Consider the following 14,531-nt stretch of genomic DNA (forward strand, 5'->3'; position numbering starts at 1 on the left):
TGCGATAAATTTTTGTCTAATACTTAATAGATAACAAAATCGTTACATGTACATCAAGTACTAAGGGCTCAACTTGAAGTTTGTGATCCACTTAATTGTGATCTTGTGCAGCTGTTTTTTGAGCATAACAGGGCAGGCAAGTCCGTTGTCCTCTGAGCCATTAATCATCGTTATGGGTGAGGATAGCTTTCCCTATCAATATGTCGACAACGATGGCGAGCCGACTGGATTACTGGTTGACTTATGGAAAGAGTGGGCTAAACAAAGCCATACCCAAGTCGTTTTTGTGGCGCGCCACTGGCATGAGTCCCTTGATCAACTGCGGCAAGGTAAGGCGCAAGTGCATATCGGCATGGGGAAAACCCCAGAGCGAGAGCAAGAATTTGATTTTGCAGTGCCCATTGCGGATGTGGGCACTTTTTTGTATTTGCATAAATCCTTGCAGGGCAAAAAATCCATCAAAGAACTGATCCCCTTTCAAATTGGTGTGGTAGCGGCTTCATCCCATGAAGCGGAATTACACCGTATCGAACCGCAGCTTGTGTTTAAACGTTACGAAAGTCGTGAGAAATTATTGGCAGGGGTCGCCGCGGGCGAGATCGTAGTGTTTGCGGGGTTAGAAGGCTATTTGAAAGATCCCGACTCATCCCAAGAGATTGCCGCAAACTTTCCCAATACTGCCCGCCTTCAAATTAAGGGGATGCAGTTTGTACCCGCAGTTCAAAAGGGCAATCTTGCATTAGTCGATAAAATCAATAAAGGTTTCACTGCGCTCGATGCGCACTTTATTCAGCAAACGGAGCGACGTTGGCTTGGCTATGAACGTCAACAAGCTGGACTCGTTATTTCGATGCAACTGGGCGTCGAGCCTTTTGTGGACCTAGGGGTCGATGGTTTACCCCATGGTTTGTATGTGGACATGTGGCAGCTTTGGTCTGAGAAAACGGGTATTGCCGTTGATTTTATTTCTGGTGATATGAACTCCAGCGTGGACGATGTTCGTCGTGGTCTCGCCGATGCCCATATAGGTTATCCTGAAAGTGATGATGTTAAAACGGGCCTTACTCAGGCTTGGCATTTATATACGGTGAAGAGTCGACTCTTTCTCTATCAGCAACAGTTAATCGATTTAGACAGCTTAAAAGGTAAACGTATTGGTGTGGTGCCGACAGCGCCTTATTTGGTGGATTTGCGTAAAGCATTACCCCAAGTGTCACTGCGTTATTACGACAGTATGGATGCCATGGTGGCGGGGGCGAGGTCTGGAGAAGTTGTCGGTTTTATCGCCGCGGGTGCATGGACATCCCATTATTTACTGCTCAATAAAGGCTGGTCTGACTTTAGCCAGTATCCTGATCTCGAATTTAGCACCAACATTTATGTGCTGACCCGTAGCGATGATGCAGGCCTTACACAGAGGATAGCCAATGGGTTTAACAGTATTAGCAATCAAGAATTTGCCGAGATTGAACACAAATGGATGCTCAATCCTAAAGATCATGTTTTTACTCAAGCTGAGCGTCATGTCAGCTTAAGCCCCGCTGAGCAGGCCTATGTGGAAAGTGTAGGCGAACTTAAAGTCGGTTATCTAAAACAATGGCCACCGATGGAGTTTATGGATGAACAGGGTGAGTTTGCGGGGATCAATAGCGATATCGTCAAATTACTCAAGGAACAACTCAAACTTAAGCTTACGCCAGTTGCCTTTGATGATTGGCATTCGTTAATCGAGGCGTTGCAAAAGGGCGAGGTGAGTTTAGCTGGCAGTGTCGCGCAAACGGCGGAGCGCCAGCAGCGTTTAGCGTTTAGTGAAGCCTATTGGCCATCGCCGTGGGCCTTAGTGTCGCAACTGGAACAAGTCTCGGTTTTTAATATTGCTCAGCTCGCAGATCAAAGGGTGGCCGTGGTTGAGGGATATCATTTAGTGGCGCAATTGATGAGTCTGGAGCCTTCGCTCAAGTTAGTCATAGTGCCAAATACGCAGGCCGGATTAGCGGCCGTGACGAATGGCAATGCGGATGTGTTTATCGATAAAGTGGTGACTTTAGCTTCTGAGCTTAAAACCAGCCACTATCCGACATTAAAAATGTCGCTGCTCAGTGATCTCGCCGATCAACACAGTCATATTGGTGTTTATCCTCAATTTGCGCCGCTGGTGCCGCTAATTAACAAAGCTTTGGCTTTGGTTGATGCTCAACATCAGCAAAAAATATATACGCGCTGGGTGTCATTTTCTGTGGCGACAGAGAGTGCTAAATATCTGCAATGGCTGCGTTATATCGTGTTTGGCGTGATAATCTTGTGTTTAGTGATGGTGGCTGTGCTGTTAGTGAATCGACGTTTAAATCGTGAGATCACCCAGCGATTGGTGGCAGAAAAACGTTTGCTGCATGTGGCTAATCATGATGCTTTAACTCAGTTGCCCAATCGTGCCTTACTTGATGACAGACTAACCCAAGCTTTGCTATCTCATCGCAGAGAACAGGCACATTTCGCTTTGTTATTCATCGATCTCGATGGTTTTAAACAAATCAATGACCAACACGGTCATCCCATTGGCGATGAATTATTGGTACTGGTCGCCCAAAAGTTAACCAAGGTTATCCGTGGCTCAGATACCGTTGCGCGATTTGGCGGCGATGAGTTTGTTATCCTGCTAAATCGTGTGCAAGATCTCGATGCCGTTACCCAAGTTGCTGATAATATTCTACAGGCACTGTCGAGCCCTTTGCTTATTCAAGGCGTCAGTGTCAGCATAGCCGTTAGTATCGGCGTGGTGATTTACCCCCGCGATGGTGACACCGCAATAGGTTTGTTGAAAAAAGCCGATCAGCTGATGTACCAAGCAAAAAGGAGCGGCGGGCGTTGTTATCGCTCAGCTTGATGTTTTTTTGAACGCTCATGCTCAGATAGTGCGTTCGCCTCTAGTCAAGGGCGTAAAACTGTTTGATACTTCACCGCCTAAGTGTGAAGTACTTTGGTAATCGGCATTATTTTACTATAATGCCGCTTTTATCTCGTTTTGATTATTTCCAAAGCACCGGTTTCCGGATAAAGGATAGAGTTAGATGCGCAGTCATTATTGTGGAGACGTCAATAAGTCTCACGTTGGACAAGAAGTTACCTTGGTAGGTTGGGTTAATCGTAGCCGTGATTTGGGTGGCGTTGTCTTTTTAGATTTAAGAGACAGAGAAGGTCTCATCCAAGTGGTCTATGATCCAGACTTACCTGAGGTGTTCAATGTCGCTAGCACGCTGCGCGCCGAATTTTGCGTTCAGGTCAAAGGCTTAGTTCGTGCCCGTCCTGATAGCCAAGTCAATGGTCAAATGAAGACGGGTGAGATTGAAGTCTTAGGTCAAGCCTTGACGATTATCAACGCTGCCGATCCACTGCCATTGAGCCTGGATAACTACCAGAACAACAGCGAAGAGCAACGTCTTAAGTATCGTTACTTAGATTTACGTCGTCCAGAAATGGCGCAGCGATTAATTTTCCGCGCTAAAGTGACCAGTTCTGTGCGTCGTTTCCTCGACTCAAACGGTTTCTTAGACATAGAAACCCCAATCCTGACCAAGGCAACCCCAGAAGGTGCCCGCGATTATTTAGTACCAAGCCGTACTTATAAAGGTCAGTTCTTTGCCTTGCCACAATCACCACAGTTGTTTAAACAGTTGCTGATGATGTCAGGCTTTGATCGTTACTATCAAATCGTAAAATGCTTCCGTGATGAAGACTTACGTGCCGACCGTCAGCCAGAATTCACCCAAATCGATATCGAAACGTCTTTCATGAGCTCTGAGCAAGTGATGGCGAAAACCGAAGAGATGATGCGTGGTCTATTCCTTGAAATGCTGAACGTCGATCTCGGCGAGTTCCCGCGCATGACCTACAACGAAGCGATGCGTCGTTTCGGTTCAGATAAGCCAGATTTACGTAACCCATTAGAGCTGGTGGACATTGCCGATTTACTCAAAGAAGTCGAATTTGCGGTATTCTCTGGTCCTGCGAACGATGAAGAAGGCCGTATTGCTGCACTGCGTATTCCGGGCGGCGCTGCACTGTCTCGTAAGCAAATCGATGATTACACTAAATTTGTTGGCATCTATGGCGCTAAAGGCTTAGCGTGGATGAAGATTAATGACCTAAGCCTTGGCTTAGAAGGCATTCAATCACCTGTGCTGAAATTCTTAAACGAAAGCATAGTCAATGAAATCGTGAGCCGCACAGGCGCGCAAACTGGTGACATTATTCTGTTTGGTGCTGACCAAGCGACTGTGGTTGCCGAATCCATGGGCGCACTGCGTCTTAAAGCGGGTGAAGATTTCAGCTTATTACAAGGCGAATGGCGTCCACTGTGGGTGGTTGACTTCCCAATGTTTGAGAAAATCAACGGCAACTTCCACGCTGTTCACCATCCGTTCACCGCACCGCGCGGCGTCACGGCGGCAGAACTTGAAGCTAACCCAGCAAATCGCGTTTCTGATGCTTACGATATGGTATTAAACGGCTGCGAATTAGGCGGTGGTTCAGTGCGTATCCACAATCAAGAAATGCAGTCTGCGGTATTCCGTATTCTGGGCATTACTGACGATGAAGCTAAAGAGAAATTCGGCTTCCTGTTAGAAGCGTTGCGTTACGGCACACCGCCACATGCAGGTTTAGCGTTTGGTTTAGACCGCATCATCATGCTGATGACGGGCGCAAGCTCAATCCGTGATGTGATGGCGTTCCCGAAAACCACCACTGCCGCTTGTCCGCTGACTAACGCGCCTGGTTTTGCCAATCCGCAGCAATTAGCTGAACTTGGTATTGCCGTGGTTGAGAAAGCTGTTAAAGCTGAAGACTGATCTTTTGTAAGAGGGCTTTGTAAGGCGACTTTTGTAAATCGACATTATGTAAGTCGATTTGGGTTAACCCTTGTCAGTTATTTTTAGTCGTACCGAAAACCGAGGCATGAGCCTCGGTTTGTTTTAGTGAACCGTCATTCCACCGCTTATCAATATCTGTTAGTTCAATCCTTTAAGTAAATAGCCGTTATTTAGTCTTATTCCACCTTCGGCTCTTGATAAGCTTTGCGATGGCACCTAGATGATACCTAAGTAGAGGAGACTTCCCATGGCAGGTCACAGTAAATGGGCCAACATTAAGCACCGTAAAGCGGCTCAAGATGCTAAACGCGGTAAACTCTTTACTAAATTCATTCGCGAGTTAACCGTTGCAGTCCGTGAAGGTGGCTCAGATCCCGACTCTAATCCACGATTACGTGTCGCCATCGATAAAGCCCTCGGTGGCAATATGACCCGAGACACGGTTGAGCGTGCGATTAAACGCGGCGCCGGTGAATTAGAAGGCCAGCAACTCGAAACCATTCTCTATGAAGGTTATGGCCCAGGCGGCACTGCTGTGATGGTTGAAACCATGACGGACAATCGTAATCGTACTGTGAGTGGTGTACGTAATGCGTTTAGTAAATCGGGCGGTAACTTAGGCACGGATGGGTCGGTTTCTTATCTGTTCACTAAGCGTGGGGTGTTATCCTATGCGCCGGGAACTGATGAAGATGCATTGATGGAAGCGGCGCTTGAAGCGGGCGCGGAAGATATTGTCAGCTATGATGATGGTGCTGTGGATGTGTTTACTGATCCCGTTGATTTCTATACGGTGAAAGAGCAGCTCGATAAAGCCCATTTTGTGGCGGATAATGCCGAAATCGCGATGATAGCCTCGACGAAAGCTGAGCTTGATCTAGAAACCGCCGAAAAATTTATGCGCCTTATCGACACCCTTGAAGATCACGATGATGTGCAAGAGGTGTATCATAATGCGGAAATCTCCGATGATGTGATGGCAAGCCTAGGCTAGATAGAGTGTGAGCTGAATTGGGGCTTCAATTGATGCCAATTTCAACTCGCAAATGCTAACGTAGGAACAGGGACGCAAATGTAGATCCCATATTAAGGTATTGAATGGCAATTATTTTAGGTGTTGACCCAGGTTCACGGATCACAGGCTACGGCGTGATCCAATGTCAGGGACGGCATCAGATTTACCTCGGCAGTGGTTGTATTCGCACTTCGTCTGAAGAGCTGCCTGGCAGGCTCAAGCAAATATTTGATGGGATCACTGAGATTATTCGTCAGTATCAACCGGACGAATTTGCGATTGAGCGCGTATTTATGGCAAAAAATGCCGATTCTGCGCTCAAGTTAGGCCAAGCACGCGGCGCGGCCATTGTTGCTGCCACAGTCGCCAATTTACCTGTGGCCGAATACAGTGCGACTCAAATTAAGAGCGCCGTCGTGGGTACGGGGCGAGCACAGAAAGCCCAAGTACAACACATGATCCAACAACTACTTAAATTACCCGCTGCCCCACAAGCTGACGCCGCAGATGCACTCGGTGTTGCTGTGTGTCATTATCACACCAGCCAGAGTTTAATTGCATTGAGTGGCCGGGCAACGGCAAGAACATACGGACGGTACAGATGATAGGTCGTTTACGGGGCGTGCTCGTTGAGAAACAAGCACCAGAAATTTTGATCGATGTTAATGGTGTTGGTTACGAGTTGCAGATGCCGCTTACTAGCTTTTATGAGCTGCCTGAAGTTAATCATGAAACTATGGTCTACACCCACTTTGTGGTGCGTGAAGATGCACAGCTTCTCTATGGTTTTATCACTAAGCAGGAAAGGGCGTTATTTCGCTTACTGATCAAGACCAATGGTGTCGGTCCCAAGCTCGCACTGACCATTTTATCAGGCATGACAGCCGCAGAATTTGTGGGCTGCGTTGAGCGCGATGACATAGTGACCTTAGTGAAATTACCGGGTGTCGGCAAGAAGACCGCCGAGCGGTTACTGGTAGAAATGCGCGATAAGCTCAAGAGCTTGATGGAAGCCTCCGCAGGCTCAGAGCGTGAGTTCGTGCTGCAATCCAATTACTCACCCGCACCGACAGTCAATAGCGCCGAAGAAGATGCTATTTCAGCTTTAATTTCACTGGGTTATAAACCACCGCAGGCGAGCAAATCGGTTTCTGCAGCCTACAAAGAGGGCATGGATTCAGAAACCCTGATCAAAGCCGCCCTTAAATCGATGCTTTAATTGAACAATGATGATAATTAAGATGAAAGCTGCGATAAGGAATAATAATGATTGAGGCAGACAGACTCATCCAGCCGCAGATCCAAGCTCAAGATGAATCCATCGACAGGGCGATGCGCCCTAAAATGCTCGATGAATACACGGGTCAAGATGACACTCGGGCACAGCTTAAGGTGTTTATTCAAGCGGCAAAGAATCGTAATGAAGCCTTAGATCATATGTTGATTTACGGTCCGCCGGGATTGGGTAAAACCACCTTAGCCATGATTGTGGCGAACGAGATGGGGGTGAACATTAAATCCACCTCGGGGCCTGTGCTGGAAAAAGCGGGCGATCTCGCCGCACTTTTGACCAATCTCGAATCCGGTGATGTGTTATTCATCGATGAAATCCACCGATTAAGCCCAGTGGTAGAAGAGATTTTGTATCCAGCGATGGAAGATTACCAGCTGGATATCATGATAGGTGAAGGGCCAGCGGCACGTTCTATCAAGCTTGATTTACCACCGTTTACTCTAGTGGGCGCGACAACACGGGCAGGGGCTTTGACTTCACCACTTCGGGCGCGTTTTGGGATCCCGCTACGGCTTGAATTCTATAACATCAAAGATTTAAGCACCATAGTCACGCGTTCGGCGCAGGTGATGGAACTGGATATTGATGCTGAAGGTGCATTTGAAATCGCACGCCGTTCACGTGGTACACCGCGGATAGCTAACCGACTGCTTCGCCGCGTGCGGGATTACGCGCAGGTGAAGCATGATGGCGCTGTCACTAAGTTTGTTGCCGATCATGCACTAGACTTGCTGGATGTCGATAATGAAGGTTTCGATTACATGGACCGCAAGTTACTACTCGCCATTATCGATAAGTTTATGGGTGGCCCAGTTGGACTCGATAACTTAGCAGCAGCCATAGGTGAAGAACGCGAAACCATTGAAGATGTGCTAGAGCCATTTTTGATCCAGCAAGGCTTTATCCAACGCACGCCCCGCGGCCGTATTGCAACCGCACGGGCATATCAACATTTTGAGTTGATCAAACCCGAGTAATCATCATTTTGATGATACAGACTATAAGAGGCGACCTAAGTGGTCGCTTTTTTTATAAAGAAAATTTGTCCTTGAATGTGGTCCGTATGAGATGTAAGTCATTTATTTAAGAATAAGAAATAGGGAGTGTTTAGAGGGATTGGAAGCTAATACTTATATTTAAAATTAATATGCAAGATCAGTAACAAATAGTCATTTCAAAGACGTGTAGAATTATTTGTACCTTAATTGTTAAACCATAATTTTAGACGTTGTTAAAATGCATAATTAGCACAATTGATACATAGTGTATCTCTGTTTTAATGCAATTTATCTATGTTTATCGGTATTTTAGCGCTTTGGCTATCTGTGGATATTGCTAGATATGCAGATTTAACAATAGTTAATCAATACACTGTTCTTCTAGATAGCTTTGATAAGGATTAAAATTTGTGATCCGCATCACATTTTTTAATGTGCGAAATGTTTCATTTATGTTTCTTATTAACAGGCTTAAAGCTTGCCTAATCCACATATTGTGGTGATTAACTCTGCGTAAGTGTGGTTAATAAGGGTATTAAAAAATAACCGTCAAATTAATTAACCAAATAAATCACAATAATTAACAATATGTTTTTATTGGTTAAAATTTTGAGCATTGACGGAGTTAAAGTGAATCCTCAGTATCAGGTGCAACACTAGTACAGCAATAACTGTACAAGCTGTAAGCATAAAAATAATAGTAAGATCTAGGGAGCATTCATACATGATCAAAAGAACTAAAGTAGCGTCAGCTATTAACTTAGCTATCGTTGCATCTATCACTACTGGTGCATTTGTTACGTCAAGCGCATTTGCTGCTGAAGAAAAAGCAAAAGTTGAACGTATTGAAGTGACAGGTTCACGCATTCAACGCCAAGATATGGAAACAGCATCTCCTGTGACCGTTATTGATGCTGCTGCGATTAAAGCGGAAGGTTTTACTTCTGTTGACCAAATGCTGCAAGTACAGACTTCGATGGCGGGTGCGGCAGTGGGTTCAACCACAAACAACGGTGCTGACGGTGTTGCCCAAGTTGACTTACGTGGTATGGGTTCACAACGTACGCTTGTGTTATTGAATGGTCGCCGCATGGTTAACTCAGGTTCAGGCGCCGATAGTGCAGTGGATCTTAACTCGATTCCAGTCGCTATGATTGCGCGTGTTGAAATTCTGAAAGACGGCGCATCAGCGGTTTACGGTTCTGATGCCATTGCTGGTGTAGTGAACATTATCACGAAGAAAGATTTTGAAGGTTTCCAGTTCGATTTTAACGGCAGTGGTACAGACAAAGGCGATGGCGAAAGTGGTGATGTCAGTGCACTATACGGTTTTAACACCGATGGTGGTAATTACACCTTTGGTGCCGCTTTTTCTGACCGACGTGGTGTGATCCAATCTGATCGTGATTGGACTAAACCTGGTGCGAGTGGAATTATACCAACGGGTTCACTAGATGGTATGGTTCAAGATGCTAATGGTAATTGGGTAGCACAAACAGAGACTTATGATTTCACCCAAGATAGCTACTATCAAACACCAAGTGAACGTCGCAGTTTATTTGCTAACATGACTCAAGAGCTGGGTAATGATGTTGTGTTAACTGCAGATGCTATTTATACCAACCGTCGTTCTCATCAGCAAATGGCAGCTCAACCTGCACAGCTATATCTTGATGTCTGTGGTCAACCAGATGCAGATCCATTAAAGTGTTTAACACTTGATAGTGATATGATTGCTGCAGGTATTAAGCCTGATGATCATGGGCAAGTTTTCTATGCTAGACGTATGAATGATGTAGGTCCTCGTATTTATACTCAGGATACTGATACTTGGCGTTTATCAGGTGGTCTAGCGGGTACTTTAGACGTTCATACAGGTATGAACTGGGATGTTACTTATACATTTGGTAAGAACAAAGCAGAAACCGCAGTAGAGAACTCTATCAATGCTAGCGATATGCGTAACGCTATTTATGCTAATCCTGATGCTTGGTTGAGTGGTGCACCACTTACACAAGCGATGAAAGATGCTGTTGGTTATACAGAGGCTGCAAATGGCGGTAATGAACAACAGACATTATCTGCGGGCTTGAATGGTGAGTTGTTTGATTTAAAAGCGGGTGCCGTTGGTTTTGCGATTGGTGCTGAATACCGCCGTGAGAGTGGTTTCTATAATCCCGATCCAATTGTTGTCGCAGGTGAAAGTACTGCAGCACAGCAAGACCCAACCGATGGTAACTACAACGTTATTTCGATTTTTCAAGAAGTAAGTGTGCCTTTCACCGAGAAATTAACGGGTGAATTCGCGCTGCGTTTAGACGATTACTCAACATTCGGTAAAGCGACCACTTGGAAAATTGGTTTAACATACACTGCAACAGATGACTTAATGGTTCGGGGTGTTGCGGCTACAGGCTTCCGTGCTCCAAGTGTTGCTGAATTATATGGTGGTAATTCGGGATCGTTTGATTACCTTACAAATCCTTGGTTGTCAGATGATGAACAGCCAGGACAAATTTTGGTAAACCGTACTTCTGATCCAGATTTGAAGCCTGAAGAGTCAGAGTCTTATACTGCTGGTTTAGTGTATTCGCCAAGCTATCTTGATGGTATGTCTCTGACATTAGACTACTGGCGCTTCAAAGTGGATAACGCGATCGCCCGTTTAGATACTCAGGCTGGCTTAGATGATTGTAAAGATGGCATTACGTCAGCTTGTGAAACGTTTAATATTACCCCAGAAGGTGACTTGCGTAATCTAACGAATGCGTTAACCAACGTAGGTTATCAAGATACTAGCGGTATTGATTTTAACTTAGCCTATAACTTTGAAGGCTTAGGTTTGGATTGGAAAATCAGCAATGACACGACATATTTATTGAACTTTGAGCAGGATAATAAAGATTACACTGATACTATCGACGGTAACTTCGGTGCTTATGCTAAGGTTCGTAATAACTTCAGTCTCTCAGCTGGTCAAGATGATTGGAGTGTTATGTACTTCAACCGTTATATTGGTGAGATGACAGACTTGGCGAAAGGCTATGATGTTGACTCAGTGCTATACCACAATATTTCTGGAACATATCACATCACTGATATGACAACTGTTAGTTTAGGTGTGAAAAACTTCACTGATGAAAAACCATCACGTGTTTCTAACGGTAGCGATGGTGGTACAGTTCCACAAGTATATGACACAATCGGCCGCGTGATTTACGGTGGTGTAACGGTTAAATTCTAAGCTAAGTTCAGACTCTTAGTTTCTAAAAAGCGCCTTAGGGCGCTTTTTTATTGGGAGTTTACGAGATGAATTTAGAGTCGCTAATCATCCGTTGATTGGTTGTTAATATCGTATTTTGTTCACAGTTTTCAACATCACACTTCTTAACTAATGTAATAGCGCTAGAGTCGTCTCGATTCGCATGGTAATATAAATGATATAGATTCTCGTTTGGGCTTTAAGGATGAGTAAAATACTCTTGGTCGATGATGATCCATTGTTTAGCGTGTGGTTAGCTGATGCCCTATGTACGCAAGGGCATGAGGTTAAGTGTGCGGTTAATGGCATTGAGGGTCTGGCATGCATTGAAAGTTTTGCTCCAGACATCATAGTGCTTGATTTAGTGATGCCACAGATGAATGGATTTGAGTTGCTAAAAGCGCGTGAATGTTCAACGCCAGTATTGATGATTTCAGCACGTGATAATGAAGATGATCGCATCACTGGTTATGAATTGGGAGCAGATGATTTTCTGAGTAAGCCGTTTAGCATAAAAGAGATTTTTGTCCGCTTACGAGCCTTAGAGCGGCGTCTCTGTGCTGGTCACTCTCACTCGCCGCAAATGGCGACTGTGGCGGCTAAAGTGATTAACTTCGATGAAATGAGTTATAGGATCACTATTGGCACCCGCTATGTCGATTTGACCCAAACCGAGTTTAAATTATTTAAATATCTTTTTGAAAGAAAAGGCCAAGTCATCACTAAGCAAGAGTTGCAGCGCTCAGTGCTACAGAAAGATTTGGGCCGATTTGACCGTAATCTGGATATGCACATTAGTAACACTCGCCGAAAGTTAGCTAACATCAGTTTGCCGCGTAACTTGATTAATACAGTACGAGGCCAAGGTTATAGTTTTATGGTCTAATATCTTCATTAACTTATAGTGAAAGGCTCATTTTTTGTGGATTTTAGGTGTGTTAACTGGTCAATTAAAGGCCGATTGCAAGTGTCTTGACTGAATTTAATGGCTTTCGTTTTCCCCTTGGGATGTTTTGGTTTATTCTATCGGCCATATAATAAAATGTGCCGTGTGCTATCTGTCGCACGCCATTAAATTGCCCTTAGTTTTAACAACCTATTAGGAATCATTATGCGGATCAGTGCCAACTTTGATGGCGGAAATATCCAAGTCGTCAATCTTGATAATAAAGACGATATTCAACTTGCTATCCGCCCTGATGCGGGTGGTGAGTTTTATCAATGGTTCAATTTTCGATTTGAAGGTGAGGTGGGTAACCATTACACCTTGAATATTATCAATGCGGGAACCGCTTCTTATACCAAGGGATGGGAAGATTATCAGGCGGTGGCCAGTTATGATCGCCAGCATTGGTTCCGTATTCCGACTCAATATCAAGACGGTAAACTGAGCATTAGCATAGAGTTAGATTGCGATGCCATTCAAATCGCTTACTTTGCACCCTACAGCTATGAGCGTCATTTAGATTTACTCAGCGGCGCCCAGTTACACCCAGATGTCAATTTAGAGCATTTAGGCCTGACCTTAGATGGCCGCGATATTACTCTGATGAAAGTAGGGAATGGCGATCCTTCTAAACGCAATATTTGGATCACCGCCAGACAACATCCGGGTGAAACGATGGCTGAATGGTTAGTTGAAGGCCTAGTGAATCGTTTACTCGATAATGACTGTCCCACGGCAAAGGCGCTGCTTGATAAGGCCAATTTCTATATAGTGCCCAACATGAATCCCGATGGCAGTGTCAGAGGCCATCTGCGCACTAACGCGATTGGGATTAATCTTAACCGCGAGTGGCAAACACCGAGTTTAGAAAAAAGCCCTGAGGTATATCACGTCGTCAACAAGATGCAGCAAACGGGTGTTGACCTGTTTTATGATGTGCATGGTGATGAAGGCTTACCTTATGTGTTTCTAGCGGGTTGTGAAGGCGTCCCCGCTTATAATGATAAACTCGCGCAGCTGCAAGCGGACTTTAGTCAAGCATTGACCTTAGCCAGTGCCGATTTTCAAACTCAGTATGGGTATGATAAAGATGAGCCCGGTCAAGCGAATCTGACCGTAGCGTCTAATTGGGTTGCCCAGACCTTCAAGTGTTTATCAAATACCCTTGAGATGCCGTTTAAAGACAATAACAATCTGGCCGATCCTTTTGTGGGTTGGTCACCAGAACGCAGTATTTATTTAGGTGAAGCATCGCTAATTGCCATGCTCGCCGTTGTTGATAAGTTACGTTAGGGCGAGGCTGATATGGCATTAATTGAATGTCCGGTGTGTCGTAAACGTATGTCGAGCAAAGCGCCTTCATGCCCCCATTGCCAAGCAAAAACCGATGGCGACAATGAGTCCTTATCGCGCATTAGCCATATTCAAAAGTCCAGCAGCTTAATGAATCAGAGTTTCGTTGCTATGACCTTGTTTATTGCTGGTGTGGTGATTTGGTTTTGGGGTGGGGAACCCGCCGAAGGTATGCGTGCGAATATCGCCGGAATATGCTTTGTGTTTGGTTTTGTAGGTTATCTCATTACACGAGTCAGAATCGTGTTACATAAGCGGAAAAGTGTATGACGGATATCAATCAAGTGATCGATCAAATGCCCATTGAAGTTTATGAAAGGCTTCGCAGTGCTGCTGAGCTGGGTAAGTGGGAGGATGGCACTGTGTTGAGTGAGACTCAGCGTGAATCGACTCTGCAGGTGGTGATGTTGTATCAAGCGCGTAAGCTTGAGCAAACAGAGCATTTCACTATTGCATCTGACGGTAAAATTAATGAGCTGTCTAAGGCCGAGCTGAAAAAGCAATTCCGCGGTGAGCCAATTGCTGGCTTTAAAGCACAGGATTTATAATTTCTGACTGGCCGCGCAGATCGGCTTGCAAGGTGTGCTTTATTAGGAATTAGGCGTAAGTCTGAGGTTGGCAAGGGGAGCTAGCATTTTATCTTTTGTTAGTGATATCAATGCTAATATTGATTTGATATCAAATAACTTCAATGCAAATCTTGGTCCGCAAAGTCTTAAAATAAACACTCATTTAGTGCTGTTAAGTCTGAGCTAAAATCTAGTCTGAGTTTAAATCAAAAAAGCCCATCAAATA

Annotated in this window: 11 protein-coding genes; all 11 read left to right on the top strand. The window is 44.9% G+C overall.

Annotated elements, in window-relative coordinates; all coding sequences use genetic code 11:
* The first annotated feature begins 73 nt into the window (after positions 1–73).
* The 11 genes from HGO26_RS18405 to HGO26_RS18455 all read left to right on the top strand — a co-directional run bounded on the left by HGO26_RS18405 (position 74) and on the right by HGO26_RS18455 (position 14,284).
* On the top strand, positions 74–2,884 hold the full coding sequence (locus HGO26_RS18405) for a transporter substrate-binding domain-containing protein (RefSeq protein ID WP_168827045.1): 2,811 nt from the start codon (positions 74–76) through the stop codon (positions 2,882–2,884).
* Between the two features lie 184 nt (positions 2,885–3,068).
* Positions 3,069–4,847: an aspartate--tRNA ligase gene (gene aspS, locus HGO26_RS18410; RefSeq protein WP_168827047.1), complete on the top strand. Its 1,779-nt coding sequence runs from the start codon at positions 3,069–3,071 to the stop codon at positions 4,845–4,847.
* Between the two features lie 268 nt (positions 4,848–5,115).
* A complete protein-coding gene (locus tag HGO26_RS18415; RefSeq protein ID WP_168827049.1) occupies positions 5,116–5,862 on the top strand; it encodes a YebC/PmpR family DNA-binding transcriptional regulator in 747 nt (248 codons plus the stop codon).
* Positions 5,863–5,966: 104 nt separating this feature from the next.
* Positions 5,967–6,488, top strand: coding sequence for a crossover junction endodeoxyribonuclease RuvC (ruvC, locus tag HGO26_RS18420; protein ID WP_006081743.1), 522 nt, complete (start codon positions 5,967–5,969; stop codon positions 6,486–6,488).
* Positions 6,485–7,102, top strand: a complete 618-nt coding sequence (gene ruvA / locus HGO26_RS18425) for a Holliday junction branch migration protein RuvA (RefSeq protein WP_028759853.1) — start codon at positions 6,485–6,487, stop codon at positions 7,100–7,102. Before ruvC ends, ruvA begins: the two co-directional genes overlap by 4 nt.
* 47 nt (positions 7,103–7,149) lie before the next feature.
* The gene (gene ruvB, locus HGO26_RS18430; protein WP_028759854.1) at positions 7,150–8,154 is read left to right on the top strand and encodes a Holliday junction branch migration DNA helicase RuvB; all 1,005 of its coding nucleotides are present in this window, start codon (positions 7,150–7,152) and stop codon (positions 8,152–8,154) included.
* A gap of 745 nt (positions 8,155–8,899) precedes the next feature.
* Positions 8,900–11,419: a TonB-dependent receptor plug domain-containing protein gene (locus HGO26_RS18435; RefSeq protein WP_131524072.1), complete on the top strand. Its 2,520-nt coding sequence runs from the start codon at positions 8,900–8,902 to the stop codon at positions 11,417–11,419.
* A 223-nt stretch (positions 11,420–11,642) separates the two neighbouring features.
* Positions 11,643–12,323, top strand: coding sequence for a response regulator transcription factor SsoR (ssoR, locus tag HGO26_RS18440; RefSeq protein ID WP_028759856.1), 681 nt, complete (start codon positions 11,643–11,645; stop codon positions 12,321–12,323).
* 225 nt (positions 12,324–12,548) lie between these two features.
* Complete coding sequence (locus tag HGO26_RS18445) at positions 12,549–13,676, top strand: M14 family metallopeptidase (protein ID WP_105252564.1); 1,128 nt, start codon at positions 12,549–12,551, stop codon at positions 13,674–13,676.
* Positions 13,677–13,688: 12 nt separating this feature from the next.
* Complete coding sequence (locus HGO26_RS18450) at positions 13,689–14,006, top strand: hypothetical protein (RefSeq protein WP_028759858.1); 318 nt, start codon at positions 13,689–13,691, stop codon at positions 14,004–14,006.
* Positions 14,003–14,284, top strand: a complete 282-nt coding sequence (locus HGO26_RS18455) for a YeaC family protein (RefSeq protein WP_028759859.1) — start codon at positions 14,003–14,005, stop codon at positions 14,282–14,284. The genes HGO26_RS18450 and HGO26_RS18455 overlap by 4 nt, the downstream gene beginning before the upstream one ends.
* The last annotated feature ends 247 nt before the right edge of the window (positions 14,285–14,531 follow it).

It is taken from the genome of Shewanella oncorhynchi, assembly GCF_012584455.1.
In the GTDB taxonomy this organism is placed as follows: Bacteria; Pseudomonadota; Gammaproteobacteria; order Enterobacterales; family Shewanellaceae; genus Shewanella; species Shewanella oncorhynchi.